Origin of the sequence: Salmonella sp. 32020114201800008SM (genome assembly GCF_017572025.1) — a bacterium.
Taxonomy (GTDB): domain Bacteria; phylum Pseudomonadota; class Gammaproteobacteria; order Enterobacterales; family Enterobacteriaceae; genus Salmonella; species Salmonella enterica.
This window is the reverse complement of record NZ_JAGEQM010000003.1, coordinates 403,803-419,919: the sequence shown is the minus strand read 5'-3', so window position 1 is coordinate 419,919 and position 16,117 is coordinate 403,803. Positions and strand designations below refer to the sequence as shown.

17 protein-coding genes are annotated in these 16,117 nt (G+C 53.1%); 6 read left to right on the top strand and 11 right to left on the bottom strand.

The annotated features are described in order from the left end of the window. Window positions 1–161: 161 nt before the first annotated feature. The 8 genes from rna to citC all read right to left on the bottom strand — a co-directional run bounded on the left by rna (window position 162) and on the right by citC (window position 7,815). The gene (rna, locus tag J4613_RS11365) at window positions 162–968 is read right to left on the bottom strand and encodes a ribonuclease I (RefSeq protein ID WP_001749276.1); all 807 of its coding nucleotides are present in this window, start codon (window positions 966–968) and stop codon (window positions 162–164) included. Window positions 969–1,077: 109 nt separating this feature from the next. After that, window positions 1,078–2,541, bottom strand: coding sequence for a citrate/succinate antiporter CitT (citT, locus tag J4613_RS11360; protein ID WP_000059029.1), 1,464 nt, complete (start codon window positions 2,539–2,541; stop codon window positions 1,078–1,080). 37 nt (window positions 2,542–2,578) lie between these two features. After that, window positions 2,579–3,475: a triphosphoribosyl-dephospho-CoA synthase CitG gene (citG, locus tag J4613_RS11355; protein WP_000982655.1), complete on the bottom strand. Its 897-nt coding sequence runs from the start codon at window positions 3,473–3,475 to the stop codon at window positions 2,579–2,581. Continuing rightward, window positions 3,447–3,998: a citrate lyase holo-[acyl-carrier protein] synthase gene (gene citX, locus J4613_RS11350; RefSeq protein WP_111742409.1), complete on the bottom strand. Its 552-nt coding sequence runs from the start codon at window positions 3,996–3,998 to the stop codon at window positions 3,447–3,449. Before citX ends, citG begins: the two co-directional genes overlap by 29 nt. 3 nt (window positions 3,999–4,001) lie before the next feature. Then, window positions 4,002–5,531: a citrate lyase subunit alpha gene (citF, locus tag J4613_RS11345; protein WP_000192334.1), complete on the bottom strand. Its 1,530-nt coding sequence runs from the start codon at window positions 5,529–5,531 to the stop codon at window positions 4,002–4,004. A 9-nt stretch (window positions 5,532–5,540) separates the two neighbouring features. After that, window positions 5,541–6,449, bottom strand: coding sequence for a citrate (pro-3S)-lyase subunit beta (gene citE / locus J4613_RS11340; protein WP_000622342.1), 909 nt, complete (start codon window positions 6,447–6,449; stop codon window positions 5,541–5,543). Next, entirely contained in the window at window positions 6,446–6,742 is a 297-nt protein-coding gene (gene citD, locus J4613_RS11335; protein WP_000700679.1) for a citrate lyase acyl carrier protein, read from the bottom strand. Before citD ends, citE begins: the two co-directional genes overlap by 4 nt. Next, window positions 6,739–7,815, bottom strand: a complete 1,077-nt coding sequence (gene citC, locus J4613_RS11330; RefSeq protein ID WP_000467874.1) for a [citrate (pro-3S)-lyase] ligase — start codon at window positions 7,813–7,815, stop codon at window positions 6,739–6,741. The genes citD and citC overlap by 4 nt, the downstream gene beginning before the upstream one ends. A gap of 384 nt (window positions 7,816–8,199) precedes the next feature. On the opposite strand from citC, the gene dpiB reads away from it, so the two are divergent. Both dpiB and dpiA read left to right on the top strand, forming a co-directional pair. Then, the gene (gene dpiB, locus J4613_RS11325) at window positions 8,200–9,861 is read left to right on the top strand and encodes a sensor histidine kinase DpiB (RefSeq protein ID WP_111742408.1); all 1,662 of its coding nucleotides are present in this window, start codon (window positions 8,200–8,202) and stop codon (window positions 9,859–9,861) included. Beyond that, window positions 9,830–10,510: a two-component response regulator DpiA gene (gene dpiA, locus J4613_RS11320; RefSeq protein WP_000138779.1), complete on the top strand. Its 681-nt coding sequence runs from the start codon at window positions 9,830–9,832 to the stop codon at window positions 10,508–10,510. The genes dpiB and dpiA overlap by 32 nt, the downstream gene beginning before the upstream one ends. Before the next feature lie 53 nt (window positions 10,511–10,563). Here the strand turns inward: dpiA and dcuC are convergent, their stop codons facing one another. Continuing rightward, window positions 10,564–11,949, bottom strand: a complete 1,386-nt coding sequence (gene dcuC, locus J4613_RS11315) for an anaerobic C4-dicarboxylate transporter DcuC (protein WP_000958619.1) — start codon at window positions 11,947–11,949, stop codon at window positions 10,564–10,566. A 378-nt stretch (window positions 11,950–12,327) separates the two neighbouring features. Between dcuC and pagP the strand changes: the two genes are divergently transcribed. Next, complete coding sequence (gene pagP, locus J4613_RS11310; protein ID WP_000289055.1) at window positions 12,328–12,900, top strand: lipid IV(A) palmitoyltransferase PagP; 573 nt, start codon at window positions 12,328–12,330, stop codon at window positions 12,898–12,900. Between the two features lie 187 nt (window positions 12,901–13,087). Then, window positions 13,088–13,297 (top strand): transcription antiterminator/RNA stability regulator CspE, encoded by a 210-nt coding sequence (gene cspE, locus J4613_RS11305; protein ID WP_000034826.1) that lies wholly within the window; start codon window positions 13,088–13,090, stop codon window positions 13,295–13,297. 57 nt (window positions 13,298–13,354) lie between these two features. Here the strand turns inward: cspE and crcB are convergent, their stop codons facing one another. Continuing rightward, window positions 13,355–13,738, bottom strand: coding sequence for a fluoride efflux transporter CrcB (gene crcB, locus J4613_RS11300; protein ID WP_000939753.1), 384 nt, complete (start codon window positions 13,736–13,738; stop codon window positions 13,355–13,357). A gap of 90 nt (window positions 13,739–13,828) precedes the next feature. Here crcB and J4613_RS11295 point away from each other — a divergent pair, with 90 nt between their 5' ends. Beyond that, complete coding sequence (locus J4613_RS11295; protein ID WP_000495781.1) at window positions 13,829–14,617, top strand: deaminated glutathione amidase; 789 nt, start codon at window positions 13,829–13,831, stop codon at window positions 14,615–14,617. A 128-nt stretch (window positions 14,618–14,745) separates the two neighbouring features. Continuing rightward, complete coding sequence (gene tatE, locus J4613_RS11290) at window positions 14,746–14,949, top strand: twin-arginine translocase subunit TatE (protein WP_000503938.1); 204 nt, start codon at window positions 14,746–14,748, stop codon at window positions 14,947–14,949. Between the two features lie 85 nt (window positions 14,950–15,034). Here tatE and lipA read toward each other — a convergent pair whose 3' ends face one another. Then, window positions 15,035–16,000, bottom strand: coding sequence for a lipoyl synthase (lipA, locus tag J4613_RS11285; RefSeq protein WP_000042640.1), 966 nt, complete (start codon window positions 15,998–16,000; stop codon window positions 15,035–15,037). Window positions 16,001–16,117 lie beyond the last annotated feature (117 nt).

The following is a 16,117-nucleotide window of genomic DNA, read 5'->3' as shown; positions in this document are numbered from 1 at the left end:
GGCGAGGGTTTAACTCTCATGATGATACTGAGACTTACCCCGTCTTTGAAGTGATTTAGTTCACATTCGGGTAAATCCTCAAACGTCATAGCCCTGAGTGAATTTTAGTCTACATTCGGGCGTGTTCTCAAATGTGGCTACGGTTTTAAACCTCTGCTTCGTCAATAACCGGCTTTATCGATAATAAACTGTTTCCCGCAGTTGCCGGGATGCGGCTGCGGCAGGAATGAGGCAGAGGAGAGCGGGGCGTTAATCATCGACGCCTTTAATGAAAACTGAATCTCTGTTAAATAGGCGGGATTGCCATGGCAGTTTACTTTAACGGCTTTGACATTATCCTGGCCCCACATTTGTGCGACGACGCTATCAAACTCAGCGCGGCTAACGGTTTTGCCGTAATTATCCGTCAGAAACTGCCCCAGTGCGCTGTCTTTTATCGCCTTATCCAGCCGTATCATGGTGCCGAAATAGGCATTGGGATCAAACCCGAAACAGGCGCCATGTTTGGCATATTCGTAGCGCTCCAGACAGGAATTCCCCCCCGCGCCGGGCATCACTTCCTTAAGCGCTGTCGCGATGTCAGGCGAAAGTCCGGGGGTGGGGGCTGAGCATTTCCGGCTGGCCTTGACTTCAGGCAGATTCGGGATTGGCCGCGTCGCACAACCAAAGCGCTGCCAGCGTCTCTGGTCAACACCGCGTGCGGCGATAGATTTGGGTAATCCTGGCCACAGGCCGTGGACGGTCAGAAAGTCTGCTTTGTTGGCTGGCTCTTTTTGCAGACGGCACTCATCGGGCTCCCGATGGCGGCGTTCATGCTGGCTTTGACAAAAACCGGTTTGCCAGGAAAGCGCCAGCACATAGTCAGTGAAATCACCGTACTGTTGCGCCTGAAGTTCGTCGGCGTTGGCGGCAAAAATCGGGGTTAAGAGGGCAGCCAGCAGCGGACTGTAATGCCATATTGTGTTCATGATGAATTCGATAATTTATACACATTATGAATGTTACCCATTTAATCATAAAAAATGCCGCTCAGGTGAACCTGAACGGCATCATTTTTAACCTGCGTTGGCGTAATGTTTAATTCCACATTGCCAAAATCGGCCAGCCCACCAGCAACAGCATCGCGATATAGATAACGCCAAAGATTGCGCCAAGCCGCCAGTAGTCTCTGGATTTCACGTAACCGCAGCCGTAGATAATCACACCAGGGCCGGTGGCATACGGCGTCAGACAGCCCATGATACCGATAGACAGCACCAGCAGAATACACAGTTGTTCCATCGGAACGCCCGGAATGCCTTTACCCACCGCCAGAATGACCGGCAGCATGGTCGCGGTGTGAGCGGAAAGACTGGCGAACAGATAGTGCGCGAAATAGAACACCAGTACCAGTACAATCACGGTTGCATCCGGAGAGAAACCTTCCAGATGCGTACTCATGGTATTGGCGAACCAGTCAATAAAGCCGGAGCGGGTTAAGCCATTGGCCATGACCACCAGCGTAGCGAGGTTCACCAGGGTGTTCCAGGCGCTGTTGTAGCGCGTAATATCTTTCCACGGCACAACATGCAACGCCAGCATCAGCGAGACGGCCAGCAGACCCACGGCAGTGGCGTTGATGATTTTTCCACCAAAAACCCACAATCCTAAGCTAAGCAGCACCAGGCCAATCAGCGTCCACTCTTTGCGGGACAGACGCCCCATGTTTTTTAACTCGCCGCCAGCCCAGGCCGCGACTTCCGCACTGTGGGTCACTTCAGGTTTATAAAGTACATAGGAGAGCCACGGCGCAACGATCAGTAAAATAATCCCTACCGGCAGAAAGCTGAGAAACCACTGCAGCCAGCTAATCTGGACGCCAGCGATCTTGCTGACGAACTCCAGACCTAATACGTTCGGGGCCGCGCCAGTGACAAACATCGAAGAGCTCAGGCTGGTACTGATCACCATCATCCACATCAAATAACCGCCGATGCGGCGTGCGGAAGGATCGTTTGGAAACGATTTAAACAGCGGCGGCAGGTTCTTGATGACCGGGAAGACAGTCCCGCCGGTACGAGCCGTATTGGAGGGAGTAAACGGCGCCAGCAAAATATCGATAATGACAATCGCATAGCCGAGCGTCAGCGTGCGTTTACCCATGAATTTTACCAAAAACAGCGCAATGCGGCGCCCCAGCCCGGTCACTTCGTAGCCCAGCGCGAAAATAAACGCGCCGAAAACCAGCCAGACCGTGGTGCTGGAGAAACCGGCAAGCCCCCATTTCAGCGCCTGTTTACTGGCTTTAAACGCCGGATCGGCCAGTTCTGAAGCGTCAAATAGCAGGTAATTGCTGCCGATAACGCAAATGGTTACGGCGATAAAACTGATCGCTGTCGCCGGGATCGGCTCCAGGATCATACCGACAATCATCGCGACGAAAACCGCAAAATAGTGCCAGGCCTGCGGCGGCATACCATCTGGAACAGGAATTAGCAACATGACGCCCATCACCACTAATGGGGCCAACAACTTCCATATATTATCTTTGGATAAAGACATAAATGACTCTCCGGAAAGGATATTTTCTATAATTGTGTTAATGATTAACTTGCGAAATTTGCGCTAAAAACCAGGTCACGATCAGCAGATCGGCGCTACCGCCTGGGCTGAGATTGCGTTCAATGCATTGCTGATCGAACCGGTGGAGATAAACGAGATCGTCAGGCGTCCGTATGCCGCCCTGATGTAATAAGACCGCCGCCTGCTGCTGTAACCAGCGCAGACCGTCCGCCCCGCCGCGCGACGCGACGTTGGTATCGCCGTTAAGCGACATCAGCAGCAGTAAGGTATCAAGCAGCGCCAGTTCCGGATCGCGCCCCTGCGCCAGCAATGCGCGGTAGTGCGGTAACGCGTGGCGGATGACCAGCGGATAGCCCGCTTCCGCTTCGCCGCGCGCGCCGGTTAATCCCAGTTGCTGATACAGCCGCTGACCTGCGGTGAGCTGTAGGTTGTTCTGGCGCAGTTCGCGCGTGGTCAGGCCGCGGCAAAAATCGGCGGCGGTAGCGCAGAGTGTTTCTGCAGCGATCGGCTGGCGTAGCTGATACAGGCGGCCAATGGCGGCGCACAGTAACCCCAGCGAGAAAATGCTGCCTTTATGGGTATTGACGCCCGCCGTTGCGCGAAACATCGCTGCTTCACAGGCCATCCCCAATGGACGCAGGCCCGCCAGAACTGACTCTGGCGGCAGGCGCGTGCAGCTGGCGCCATATTCCATAAAGCGCGGCAGCCAGTGTCGAATCGCCTCCGCGCTGCGGTGAAAATCCGCCAGCGCCATATCTTTGTGCGCGCCGCAGTTTAGTCGGTCTACCAGACCGGGTTTTGGCGATAAATTTACCTCGGTCAGCATGGCGCGCCAGGCCAAATCGGCCCAGGCGTCATACAGCGACTGAGGCTGAATGGAGGCGTTAGTCGGGTTGGCGGGAATCGGCATCATGCAGCAGCGCCTCCATATGAATCAGTAAATCAGTCAGCGCGTGGGTTTTACCCCGCGCGCATTCAGCCGCGCTTTGCCCGCACAGCAGACAGCGGCGAGCGGGAAGCGCGAAATGGCGGCGGGAGAGTATTTCGCCTTCCGCCGTCAGGACATCGATATCCCACAGGCGCCCCAGTGGATAACGCTGTTCAAGCGCGATGGTCGCCTGTTTGAGCGCCTGAGCGGGCGCGTCAATCGCCAGCAGCCCTTCCGGCCCGCTGGCGGAAACCAGTGCAGCCTGCTCCCGGATAGTCCAGCCATACTCTTCTGCCAGCGTGTGCAGGGCAGCCACGCCGTGATTAAAGATCCGGCGGGTTAACGCGCTGTCTTTCATCGGGCCTGGCGCCACCACGGTAAAGGAGACCAGCGGAGTAGCGTGACGCGTTAGCCAGGCGCGCTGTCTTGCTTGTCTCTCATCCCGGCTGGCGAGCAGCTCAGGAATAGAAATGTCGTGACAGGTGGCGAGTTCAGGAAACAGGCGCATGGCTTATTCCTTCACCTGATGCACCACATCGATCACTGAACCGTCGCGATAACGCACGACAGCAATCACGCGGTCGGTGAATTCGATAGGGCGGGGCTGACCGGTAAGCAGTTGCGCGCGTTCGCGCAGCCACTCAATCGATACCACTTTCATTCCCGCTGCTTTCAGGCGTTCAGCCAGCTCCGGACGCGCCGGATTGACGGCGATACCGTGATCGGTGACCAGAATGTCGACGCTGGAGCCCGGTGTGACGCAGGTGGTGACGTTATCAACCAGCGTTGGGATGCGACCGCGTACCAGCGGCGCGACGATGATGGACAGCGCCGCCGCGACGGCGGTATCGCAGTGACCGCCGGACGCGCCGCGTAGAACGCCGTCGGAGCCGGTCAGCACGTTAACATTGAAGTGAGTGTCTACTTCCAGCGCGCTCAGTACCACCACGTCCAGACGGTCGACGGAAGCGCCTTTAGAGCCCCAGTTGGCGTACTGGTTAGCGCTGATTTCGATATGGTTCGGGTTGCGGGCCAAAGATTGCGCAGCGTTACGATCGAAGCTCTGAACGTCAAGCAGTTTGCGGATTAAGCCCTTTTCATGCAGGTCGACCATGGTGGCGGTGATACCGCCCAGCGCGAAATTAGCCACAATGTTGCGGCTACGCATTTTGTCTTCCAGGAAGCGGGTGACCGCCAGCGATGCGCCGCCGGTGCCGGTTTGTAGGGAGAAACCTTCGTTGAAGTAGCCGGAGTGAGCAATGACTTCCGCCGCGCTGCGGGCGATCAGCAGTTCACGCGGATTAGTGGTCATGCGGGTCGCGCCAGCGCCGATTTTGTTTGCATCACCGACTTCTTCGATTTGCACGATCAGATCAACCTGATCCTGAGCGATGCTTGCCGGGTTATGCGGATACGGCAGCAGTTGCTCCGTCAGCATCACGACCTGCTTCGCGCTGTCGGCATCCACCATCGCGTAGCCCAGTGAACCGCAACAGGCTTTGCCGGTATAACCGTTAGCATTACCGAATTCATCGCAGGAGGGCACGCCAAGAAACGCAACATCAATATTGAGTTCGCCGCTTTGTACCAGATGCACACGACCGCCGTGGGAGTGAATCTGAACCGGCTCAGCCAGCAGGCCGCGAGAAATTTCTTCCGCCAGCGGGCCGCGCAGGCCTGACGTGTAGATGCGGCTGACCACCCCGTTACGAATGTGTTCAACCAGCGGCGCGTGGCAGTCGCTCAGCGAGCTGGAGGCCAGGGTCAGATTTTTGAAGCCCATCTTCGCGATGGTTTCCATCACCAGGTTAATCGTCAGATCGCCGCCGCGAAACGCGTGGTGAAAGGAGACCGTCATGCCGTCGCGTAAACCGGAACGGCGGATGGCCTCTTCCAGGCTGGCGCACAGTTTGTGGTCGCGCGGTTTTTGCGCTTGTAGATCCAATTTTGCCGCACTTTGGTAAGCGCTCAGTTCGCTTTCAGCGTGACGGCTCCAGGCGGCTACGCGATCCTGGCGTTGAGATTCATTTTTCTGCGTCATTTTTTTGCCTTATTCTTCGCGAATACCGGAAAGTTCTGCACGGGAGAGCACCAGACGGGCGCGTTCAATCACCGGGCTGTCGACCATCTTGCCGTTAAGGGAAACGACGCCGAGACCTTCGCGGGCGGCGGCTTCTGCGGCCTCAACGACCAGACGCGCATGGGCGACCTCTTTACGCGTCGGCGCATAAAGGTTGTGCAGCAGTTCTATCTGGCGGGGGTTGATCAGTGACTTACCGTCAAAGCCCAACTGTTTAATGTGGGCGGCTTCTTGCAGGAAACCGGCTTCGTTGTTGGCGTCGGAATAGACGGTATCGAAGGCCTGAATGCCGGCGGAACGCGCGGCCTGCAAAATGGCGCAGCGGGCGAACAGCAGTTCGGTGCCTTCCGGAGAGCGTTCGGTGCGCAGGTTGCGAACATAGTCTTCCGCGCCCAGCGCAATCCCGATCAACCGTTCAGAGGCGTGGGCGATTTCTACCGCGCGGGTAATACCCAGCGGCGATTCCACGGCAGCTAATAGGCCGGTACTGCCCGGTTCGCGACCGCAGGCGTTTTCAATGCGCAGAATTTCGTTTTCGATATCAATGACGTCCTGCGCGGTGTCGGTTTTCGGTAAACGCACCACGTCCGCGCCGCCGCGCACGACCGCTTCCAGATCGTTGACGCCCCATTCGGAATCCAGCGCATTCACGCGGACAATGGTTTCGACGTCACGGTAAAGCGGGTGTTGCAGCGCGTGATATACCAGACGGCGCGCCGCATCTTTTTCGCGTAATGCAACGGAGTCTTCCAGGTCGAACATCAGCGCGTCGGCCGGGTAGATAAACGAATTGCTCACCATCGCCGCGTTGGCGCCCGGTACGAATAACATACTGCGGCGGGTGCGGGTTTTACGTTGTTGCAGAGAGGCGGAAATCATTGGCGATCCTCCCAGGGCAGAGCGGCAATACCGCTGGCGCGCGCCAGTAGCGTTTCCAGTCGGGCGCGCAAAATGCAGTCCAGAGCGCCTTTATCATCGACGTTCAGTTGTACGCCGCGCACGTCGTAGCGAGAAAGCACCTCCAGGATGGTGGCGCGAATGGCCTCGCCAAACTGTTTTTCAACGCTACTGTTGATTTGCAGGTCAATATCCTGCGTATCGAGCGGCGCAATGCGTATCATCACATCGCCGGACTCAAGCGTGCCTGCGACGGCTAGCTGGTTTATTTTCATTTTTCACCTGTTGCTAATACGGGGGACTTTTGACGGGCTGCCGCGCTGCCCGGATGGCGTTCGACCATGCCCTGCAAATAGCGCAGGGTGGCGTCGGGAACCAGCGGCGCGATAGCCGTGAGATCGTGTTTAACCAGCAGCTTGCGTACCCAGGAGGCGGATATCGGCGTCTCCTGGAAGCAAAGCCGCTCTATTTCCACCAGCGTAATGGGTGGGGCGGGAAGCGTTGGCGTCTCCAGCCAGAAACGCATATCAAGGTTGTACTGGGCGGTAACGGTGCAAAACGGCTCCGTACCGACAAAGCGGTGTGTGATGCCAAGCGCGGGCGCCAGATACTGGCGGAAAATCTTCAGGTCGATTTCGGTATAACAGTGATTAATGACGCTCTGCTCTTTAATGAAATAGCAGGGGAACGTCGCACGAGAAATAATGTATTCGGAGCCGCGGTGAACGGTTAAGCGCGGGATATCGGTAGTCCCTTTAAGGACCAGATCGAGTCGGTCTTCATAGGGAAAGCGTGACGTATCTTCTTTGACCAGGAACAGATGCAGCCAGTCGCACTGTGCCGCCGCCTGTTGGATCAGATAGCGATGGCCGTTCGTGAAAGGATTGGCGTTCATCACAATACAGCCAATTTTCTTTCCCTCATGACGCAATGTCGCCAGCGATTCCGCATACCGTTTCAACCGGGTCGCGCTATTTTCCATTAAGACCATCACGCCAGGGACGCTGGCTATCGTCGAAAAGCTGCACTGTTTAAACAGCGCTTCGTATTCCGTTTTGGTATAAATAAAAAGATGGGTGCAGTGCCGTTCCCAGGCGAGATTAATCAATTCCGTCGCCAGCGTTAACGCTAAGCCTTCGCCGCGTACTGATTCGCTAATGGCCACGCATTTAATGATATTTCCGGCAATACCGCCGCAGGCAATAAGACGGTCATCACGGCTGACGGTAATAAACACTTCTACAGTGGTATCGACGCTTAAATCATTCTCTTTGAGAAAGTGAGCGATCTCCGCCATTTTTTTATTTTCAGAGCGTTTTACCCGAGTGAATACATTATTGCCAAACATAGTAAGAAATATCCTGGTGATATGCTTGTTGCCACTTTTCTGTATATGTTGCGCTGTGTTGCAACTTGATAACTTTTTCTTTTCAGTCAGAGTGGGAGTATTTTTATGACGAGTTATTTATTTTTCTCTCTGACGTATACATCGTAAGGAGTATTTTGGTGGTAAATTTTGATTTATTTCACAAAGCGTTAGATGGTTTTTAAGTGTTTTATGGTTTTAAGTTTTTTAATTAATTTAATCGCCATTCCGGCGGTGGGTTTTAGTTGTTTAATTGATTTAATGTGGGGAATCTGTAACGATTGGTTTTTATATGCTTCAAGATACTCAAAACATTTTTATTACATTTGCGATAAATCTGAAGAGAAATGCCCATAAGGAACCTTAATGTCCTGTCAGAAAAATAAAAAGCTGTTTCCTTTTTTTCGGCAACTCGCGTTTCCGTTACGTATTTTTCTGCTCATTCTGGTGGTTTCTGTTTTCATCGTGGCAGCGTTAGCACAATATTTGTCTGCCAGTTTCGAAGATTATCTGGCGTCCCATGTTCGTGATATGGCGATGAATCAGGCAAAAATTATTGCTTCTAACGACAGCATTATCGCTGCCGTAAAAAGCCGGGACTATAAACGCCTGGCGATAATTGCGAATAAACTGCAGCGCGGGACGGATTTTGACTATGTGGTGATAGGCGATCGCCACTCGATCCGGCTTTACCATCCGAATCCGGAAAAAATCGGCTATCCCATGCAGTTTACGAAACCCGGCGCGCTGGAAAGAGGAGAAAGTTATTTCATTACCGGTAAGGGCTCAATAGGGATGGCGATGCGCGCCAAAACGCCTATCTTTGACAACAAAGGCAACGTGATCGGCGTTGTTTCAATTGGCTATCTGGTCAGTAAAATCGACTCCTGGCGGCTGGACTTCTTATTACCGATGGCGGGGGTTTTTGTCCTGTTGCTGGTGGTATTAATGCTGCTTTCCTGGTTTTTCGCCGCGCATATCTGCCGACAAATGCTGGGCATGGAGCCGAAACAGATTGCGCGCGTGGTACGCCAGCAGGAGGCGTTGTTTAGCTCGGTTTATGAAGGGCTGATCGCCGTTGATCCGGAGGGACATATCACCGCGATTAACCGCAGTGCGAGAAAAATGTTGGGGCTGCCGTCGCCGGGGCGTCAGTGGCTGGGCAAGCTGATAGCGGAAGTCGTCAATCCGGCAGACTTTTTTACCTGCCAGATCGCAGAAAGACGCCAGGACGTGATGGCCAACTTCAATGGCCTGAGCGTCATCGCCAATCGTGAGGCTATCCGTTCCGGCGAGGAGCTGCTGGGCGCTATTATTAGTTTTCGCAGCAAGGATGAAATCGCGACGTTGAACGCGCAGCTAACCCAGATTAAACAGTATGTTGAGAGCCTGCGCACGCTACGCCATGAGCACCTGAACTGGATGTCGACTCTGAACGGCCTGCTGCAAATGAAAGAGTATGATCGGGTCAGAGAGATGGTGCAGGGTGAGTCGCAGGCGCAGCAGCAACTTATTGATAGTTTACGCGGCGCCTTCGCCGATCGCCAGGTGGCCGGTTTGCTGTTTGGCAAAGTTCAGCGCGCGCGTGAACTGGGGCTCAAGATGGTGATTGTTCCCGGCAGCCAGCTACATCAACTGCCGGAGGGGCTGGATAGCACGGAGTTCGCCGCCATCGTCGGGAATCTGCTGGATAACGCGTTTGAGGCGAGTTTGCGTACACAGGAAGGCGACAATACCATCGAACTTTTCCTGAGCGACGAGGGCGACGAGGTGGTGATAGAGGTCGCCGACCAGGGCTGCGGCGTTCCTGAAGCGCTGCGGGAAAAGATTTTTGAACAGGGCGTAAGTACCCGCACCGACGAACCCGGTGAGCATGGTATCGGGTTATATCTGATTGCAAGTTATGTGGGGCGCTGTGGCGGGGTCATTACGCTGGAAGACAATGATCCTTGTGGCACCTTATTTTCTTTATTCCTTCCGAAAGTGAAAAAAAACGATGACAGAACCATTAACCCTATTGATCGTTGAGGATGAAACGCTGCTGGCGGAGATGCACGCAGAATATATCCGCCATATTCCTGGCTTTAAGCAGATATGGCTGGCGGGCAATCTGGCGCAGGCGAGAATGATGATTGACCGGTTCAAACCTGGATTAATTCTGTTGGATAATTATCTGCCGGATGGGAAGGGGATTACGCTGCTGCATGAATTAATGCAGTCGCGCTATCCCGGCGGCGTTGTGTTTACGACCGCCGCCAGTGACATGGAGACGGTAGCGGAAGCGGTACGCAGCGGCGCGTTTGATTATCTGGTCAAACCTATTGCTTATGAGCGTTTGGGGCAGACGCTGACCCGCTATCAACAGCGCAGACGTATGCTGGCGAGCGCGGATAGCGCAAGCCAGAAGCAGATAGATGAAATGTTCAACGCCTATGCGCGCGGCGAACCGAAAGGGGATTTGCCGACAGGTATTGATGCCTTAACCCTTAATGCGGTGATGAAGCTGTTTGCCGATCCAACCGTACGCCATACGGCTGAAACGGTCGCGCAGGCCTTAACGATAAGCCGCACCACATCCCGACGCTACCTGGAATATTGCGCGAGTCGGCACCTGATTGTCGCAGAGATTATTCATGGCAAAGTGGGCAGGCCGCAGCGTATTTACCACGGCGGCTAAGCCTGGTTTAAGATGCCGGGGCGATGTTTTCCCTCGCCCCGGCTTACCGGCTATCAGCCGCCAGTAACGGCGGAAGAGGCGCCTGGCACCATAATTTCCGTGGCGATAATGACGATCAACAGACCGACGATGACCGGAACGGACGTGCGCTTCACCACTTCAAACGGTGATATTTTAGCCATTCCGGCGACAGCGACCACGACGCCGGAGACCGGCGAAATCGTGCGCCCCAGGTTTGAGGCTTGCAGCATTGGGATGGATAAATAGGCTGGGTTGATACCGGAGGAGTGCGCCAGTTTAGGGATCATCTCAACAAAGGCGTAAAAAGGCGCATTGCCTGAACCGGTGGTCATCGCGGCCAGCATGGTTAAAATCACTAATACCAGCATCAGAATAATGCTGGCGGAACCAAAAGAAGTGGCAATCGAGATCAGACTTTGGATAAAGCCAATGGTGCTCAGCCCCTGGGCGAAAACGCCCGCCGCGACCAGCAGCATCACAACGCCGGCAAACGCATCCGCCATGCCGCGATAAGCCACTTCCAGGCCGGAAAACACATTTTGCGTGTTGAAGCCGCGCACGAATTCCAGCACGGCGGCCAGCAGCATACAGATCACCAGAATGGTAATAATGTGCAACTGCGGCCCCCATTTACCGTCAAAAATCAGTACGCCGATAATGGGCGTGAACGGCAAAAGGGCATAAAACGCCGGGGCCGTGGTGGTAATCTCCGCCACGTCCAGCATCTCATGTGAAATGTTCTCTTTTTTATCCAGATAGCGTTGCCAGAAAAAATGCGCAATCGCCATACCGATAATGGCGGCGATGGAAATCGGCAGCGTGGTTTTGAACGCAAAATCGATTAACGGCATCTCCGCCGCTTTTGCGGCTAAAACCACATCGCCAGACGTTGGCGAGAGGATAATGGCGGCCGGAGAGGCGCAAATAGCCGCCGCCGCGCCGCGGCTAATGCCGACGTTGACCATCACCGGGAAGAGAGTAGCCATGAGCAGTACGCCAAGCCCCGTCGCGGAAGAGACGGCCAGCGACATCAGGCAGGCGACAAAATAGGCAGCAATCATCAACAGGTAGGGCGAGTTTATGTACTGTAAAGGTTTCGACGCCAGCTTCACGACCATATCATTCGCGCCGATATGCGTCATATAGGCGGCAAAGCCGCACAGCATCATGATCATCATGCCAAGATCGCCGCCGCGACTCATAAGCAAAATTTTGATGTATTCAACAATATCTGTTGCGGTATAGCCGGTACTGGTTTCGCTGGCAGGTAATACCTTATGCCCCATCAGCGCGCTGATAATAAGCAGAACCAGACCGCCGACAAATAAAACGCCAGTGGCGGAATATCCCTTAATGATGTAGCGCGCTACACCCACAATAACGACGACTCCGATAAGGAGTTCTATAACTGTTAGCATTGTTTCCCCTGTCTTATCGACACCCAGAGTAAAAATAAGAGCCACAAAAGTGGTATAAAAATGTACCGAATAAAGGATGGCGCCTTACTGATTAAAATCACGGCGCGGTTATTTTTTCATGTCATCGCTAAAGATGAAATATGCTTATACGAATTTTCTGTAGCGCTATAAGTATTAATTTATTGTTATTTTATTGTTTTATTTGTTGTGCTTTGTTTTGTGTTTTTTGTGAAAGCTTATTAAGGAGCGCGTGACGGTTCTGAGTGCTAAATCAAACGCCGTTAACCCGATACTCTCTCAGATTATTCTCTGTTTATAGTTTGTTAAGATTTTATTCAGGTTAATGTTGTTATTATCACAGTCGAATTTTTGAACGGTATGTATGTTGCGATGATCATCAGAAAGTATTTTCTTATTATTGCTCTCCTTGTTATGCCATGGCTGGCTATTCCTTCAGTCTCTGCGGCGGATAAAGGGTGGTTTAACACGTTTACCGATAACGTCGCAGAAACGTGGCGACAGCCTGAGCATTATGATTTGTATGTCCCCGCCATTACCTGGCATGCGCGCTTTGCCTACGATAAAGAGAAAACGGATCGCTATAACGAGCGGCCGTGGGGCGTTGGTTTTGGTCAGTCGCGCTGGGACGACAAAGGCAACTGGCATGGCCTCTATATGATGGCCTTTAAAGATTCATTTAACAAATGGGAACCCATAGGCGGTTATGGCTGGGAAAAAACCTGGCGACCGCTGGAAGACGATAATTTTCGTCTGGGACTGGGCTTTACCGCAGGCGTTACCGCGCGCGACAACTGGAATTATATTCCCATCCCTGTGCTGTTGCCTTTAGCGTCGATAGGCTATGGTCCCGCTACCTTTCAGATGACCTACATTCCGGGTTCGTATAACAACGGAAACGTCTATTTCGCCTGGATGCGTTTCCAGTTTTGATGGGGAAGGGCATGCTTCAGTTGTGAATTAAAAAGTCTTAAAAAACAATAAGTAGCTAGAGTTAGCTAAAAATTAACGCGATATTTATCACTTTTTCGCAAAGTTCGACTGGACAAAATGCATCACAATTGTTGTACTGGTATCCGACACAGCATTTGTGTCTATTTTTCATGTAAAGGTAATTTTGATGTCTAAGATTAAAGGTAACGTTAAGTGGTTTAATGAATCCAAAGGATTCGGTTTCATTACTCCGGAAGATGGCAGCAAAGACGTGTTCGTACACTTCTCTGCAATCCAGACCAATGGTTTTAAAACTCTGGCTGAAGGTCAGCGCGTAGAGTTCGAAATCACTAACGGTGCCAAAGGCCCTTCCGCTGCAAACGTAACTGCTCTGTAAGCATACGTCCGACAGCAAGATTTCAAAACCCGCCCTTTCGGCGGGTTTTTTTTGCGCTTAACGCGCCGCTGCGGCGGAAAATAGCCAGAATGCCAGCGCCGTCATGGCAAACGAACCCAACAGGTTAATCAGCACATTCAGCAGCGCCCAGCCAAAGCGCCCCTCTTGCAGCAAGAATACCACTTCAGCAGAAAAAGTAGAAAAGGTCGTCAGGCCGCCGCAAAAGCCGGTTGTGATGAGCACTTTCCACATCGGATCGATATGTGTCATGCGGTTAAACCAGGCGAACCCCATGCCGATAATAAACGCGCCAAGCAAATTTGCTGTTAGCGTACCGATGGGAATCGCCTGATGAAGCGGATTAAAACGCATACTTAGCATCCACCGGGCTACGCTCCCCGTTCCACCGCCGATAAAAACTGCTAAAAGAAGCTGTAACACTGCCGAATCCTTTATTTAATTGCTATACAAGAGGAGTGTAACGCCGAACACGCATAATTGGCGAGTCCTGACAGAGGTGTGGGAGGGGATATGTTCGTTGCAGCCGGGCAGTTTGTGGTGAGTTCTGTATGGGAAGAGAATGCGCAAGTTTGCGTTTCGTTAATGGCTCAGGCGGCGGGCCGCGGCGTATCGCTTCTGGTGTTGCCTGAGGGGATATTAGCGCGAGATGACATCGACCTTGACCTGCCGATTCGCGCCGCGCAGCCGCTGGATGGCGCGTTTATGACGCGGCTTCAGGAAGAAAGCGCTCATAATAATATGACGACGATATTCACTATCCTTGTCCCGTCAACGCCCGGACGGGCGGTTAATATGCTGGTGGCGCTACGGGCGGGTCACATTGTCGCACGTTACGCGAAGCTGCATCTCTATGATGCGTTTTCGATGCAAGAATCCCAAAGTATTGATGCCGGAACCGTTATCGCGCCTGTGCTGGACGTGGAGGGGGTTAAGGTGGGGCTTATGACCTGTTATGACCTGCGCTTTCCGGACATGGCGTTAGCGCTGGCTTTACAGGGGGCTGACGTATTGGCGCTGCCGACGGGCTGGGTTCGCGGCCCGTTGAAAGAGCAGCAGTGGTCGACGCTGCTGGCGGCGAGAGCGCTGGATTCCACCTGCTATATGATTGCGGCCGGGGAGTGTGGTAATCGTAATATTGGTCAAAGTCGTATTATCGATCCGTTGGGGGTAACGATAGCCGCGGCAGCCGATCGTCCGGCGCTGATCGTCGCGGAAATATTCAGAGAACGAATAGACCAAGTGCGGGAGCAACTTCCTCTTTTGCAGCAACGACGATTTGCGCCACCGCAATTATTATGATGTTTTTTTACGCAAAGCTTGATTCACCTTGTTACAGATTGCTATTGTGTGCGCGCGTCGAAAGACCGTTAATATTCTCAGGTTAATCCGGCGCGTTACGCAGCCTGTTTTTAGTGAAGAAGGTATCTATGGGTGAGATTAGTATTACCAAACTGCTGGTGGTTGCCGCACTGGTTGTTCTGCTGTTTGGTACCAAGAAGTTACGTACGCTGGGCGGAGACCTGGGCACGGCGATTAAAGGATTCAAGAAAGCAATGAACGATGAAGACGCGGGCGTTAAGAAAGACGTCGACGGTAGCGTTCAGGCTGAAAAACTCTCGCACAAAGAGTAATAGCGCGATGCGCTTGCTCCGCAGAGTAAAAAAACCGGCGAGTTGCCGGTTTTTTTTGCCTGAAATGTAAGCGTCTATTACACGATCATTTCACTTCCATGCCTTTGGCCTGGAGATCAGCATGGTACGAAGAACGTACAAAGGGGCCACAGGCGGCATGGGTAAAGCCCATCGCCAGGGCTTCCGCTTTCATCTCGTCAAACTCTTCCGGGCTGACATAACGCTGTACCGGCAGGTGATGGCGGCTTGGCTGTAGATACTGACCAAGCGTCAGCATGGTAACGCCGTGACGGCGTAAGTCGCGCATAACCTCAATGATTTCCGCATTGGTTTCGCCTAAGCCCACCATCAGACCCGATTTTGTCGGAATTTCCGGGTGCGCTTCTTTGAAGCGTTCCAGTAATTTCAGCGACCAGTTGTAATCGGCGCCCGGACGAACCTGGCGGTAAATACGCGGCACGTTTTCCAGGTTGTGGTTAAACACATCCGGCGGCGTCGCGTTAAGGATATCCAGCGCGCGATCCATACGTCCACGGAAGTCTGGCACCAGCGTCTCTATTTTTATCTCCGGGCTTTTGGCACGGATGGCAGTGATGCAGTCAGCAAAATGCTGGGCACCGCCGTCACGCAGATCGTCACGGTCGACAGAGGTGATGACCACATAGCGTAGCGCCATGTCGGCGATCGTTTGCGCCAGTTTCTGCGGCTCTTCCGCATCCGGCGCAACGGGGCGGCCATGGGCGACATCACAGAACGGACAGCGGCGAGTGCAAATGGCGCCAAGGATCATAAACGTAGCGGTACCGTGGTTGAAACATTCAGCCAGGTTTGGGCAAGACGCTTCCTCGCAGACAGAATGCAGGCCATTTTTGCGCATTGCGGCTTTGATGCCCTGGATACGGGTAGAATCCGCCGGAAGTTTTATTTTCATCCATTCCGGTTTACGTAGTAGAGCGTCGCGCTCTGTGACCACATTTTTAACCGGGATAAGAGCCATCTTATCGGCATCGCGGTATTTTACACCGCGTTCCATCACAATGGGTTTACTCATAGCGTGCGTGTTCCAGTTGCGAATAACGAAGGAAAGCGTTTCAATTCAAGGGAAAGTTGTATTTATCAACTATTTTTGAATTTGTGACACGCAGTATATCATTGATAAGGGCCATAA

What these genes read in the sequence shown, in the direction of transcription:
- rna (WP_001749276.1), bottom strand. Translation starts at nt 968, where the DNA reads ATGAACACAATATGGCATTACAGTCCGCTGCTGGCTGCCCTCTTAACC.
- citT (WP_000059029.1), bottom strand. Translation starts at nt 2,541, where the DNA reads ATGTCTTTATCCAAAGATAATATATGGAAGTTGTTGGCCCCATTAGTG.
- citG (WP_000982655.1), bottom strand. Translation starts at nt 3,475, where the DNA reads ATGATGCCGATTCCCGCCAACCCGACTAACGCCTCCATTCAGCCTCAG.
- citX (WP_111742409.1), bottom strand. Translation starts at nt 3,998, where the DNA reads ATGCGCCTGTTTCCTGAACTCGCCACCTGTCACGACATTTCTATTCCT.
- citF (WP_000192334.1), bottom strand. Translation starts at nt 5,531, where the DNA reads ATGACGCAGAAAAATGAATCTCAACGCCAGGATCGCGTAGCCGCCTGG.
- citE (WP_000622342.1), bottom strand. Translation starts at nt 6,449, where the DNA reads ATGATTTCCGCCTCTCTGCAACAACGTAAAACCCGCACCCGCCGCAGT.
- citD (WP_000700679.1), bottom strand. Translation starts at nt 6,742, where the DNA reads ATGAAAATAAACCAGCTAGCCGTCGCAGGCACGCTTGAGTCCGGCGAT.
- citC (WP_000467874.1), bottom strand. Translation starts at nt 7,815, where the DNA reads ATGTTTGGCAATAATGTATTCACTCGGGTAAAACGCTCTGAAAATAAA.
- dpiB (WP_111742408.1), top strand. Translation starts at nt 8,200, where the DNA reads ATGTCCTGTCAGAAAAATAAAAAGCTGTTTCCTTTTTTTCGGCAACTC.
- dpiA (WP_000138779.1), top strand. Translation starts at nt 9,830, where the DNA reads ATGACAGAACCATTAACCCTATTGATCGTTGAGGATGAAACGCTGCTG.
- dcuC (WP_000958619.1), bottom strand. Translation starts at nt 11,949, where the DNA reads ATGCTAACAGTTATAGAACTCCTTATCGGAGTCGTCGTTATTGTGGGT.
- pagP (WP_000289055.1), top strand. Translation starts at nt 12,328, where the DNA reads ATGTATGTTGCGATGATCATCAGAAAGTATTTTCTTATTATTGCTCTC.
- cspE (WP_000034826.1), top strand. Translation starts at nt 13,088, where the DNA reads ATGTCTAAGATTAAAGGTAACGTTAAGTGGTTTAATGAATCCAAAGGA.
- J4613_RS11295 (WP_000495781.1), top strand. Translation starts at nt 13,829, where the DNA reads ATGTTCGTTGCAGCCGGGCAGTTTGTGGTGAGTTCTGTATGGGAAGAG.
- tatE (WP_000503938.1), top strand. Translation starts at nt 14,746, where the DNA reads ATGGGTGAGATTAGTATTACCAAACTGCTGGTGGTTGCCGCACTGGTT.
- lipA (WP_000042640.1), bottom strand. Translation starts at nt 16,000, where the DNA reads ATGAGTAAACCCATTGTGATGGAACGCGGTGTAAAATACCGCGATGCC.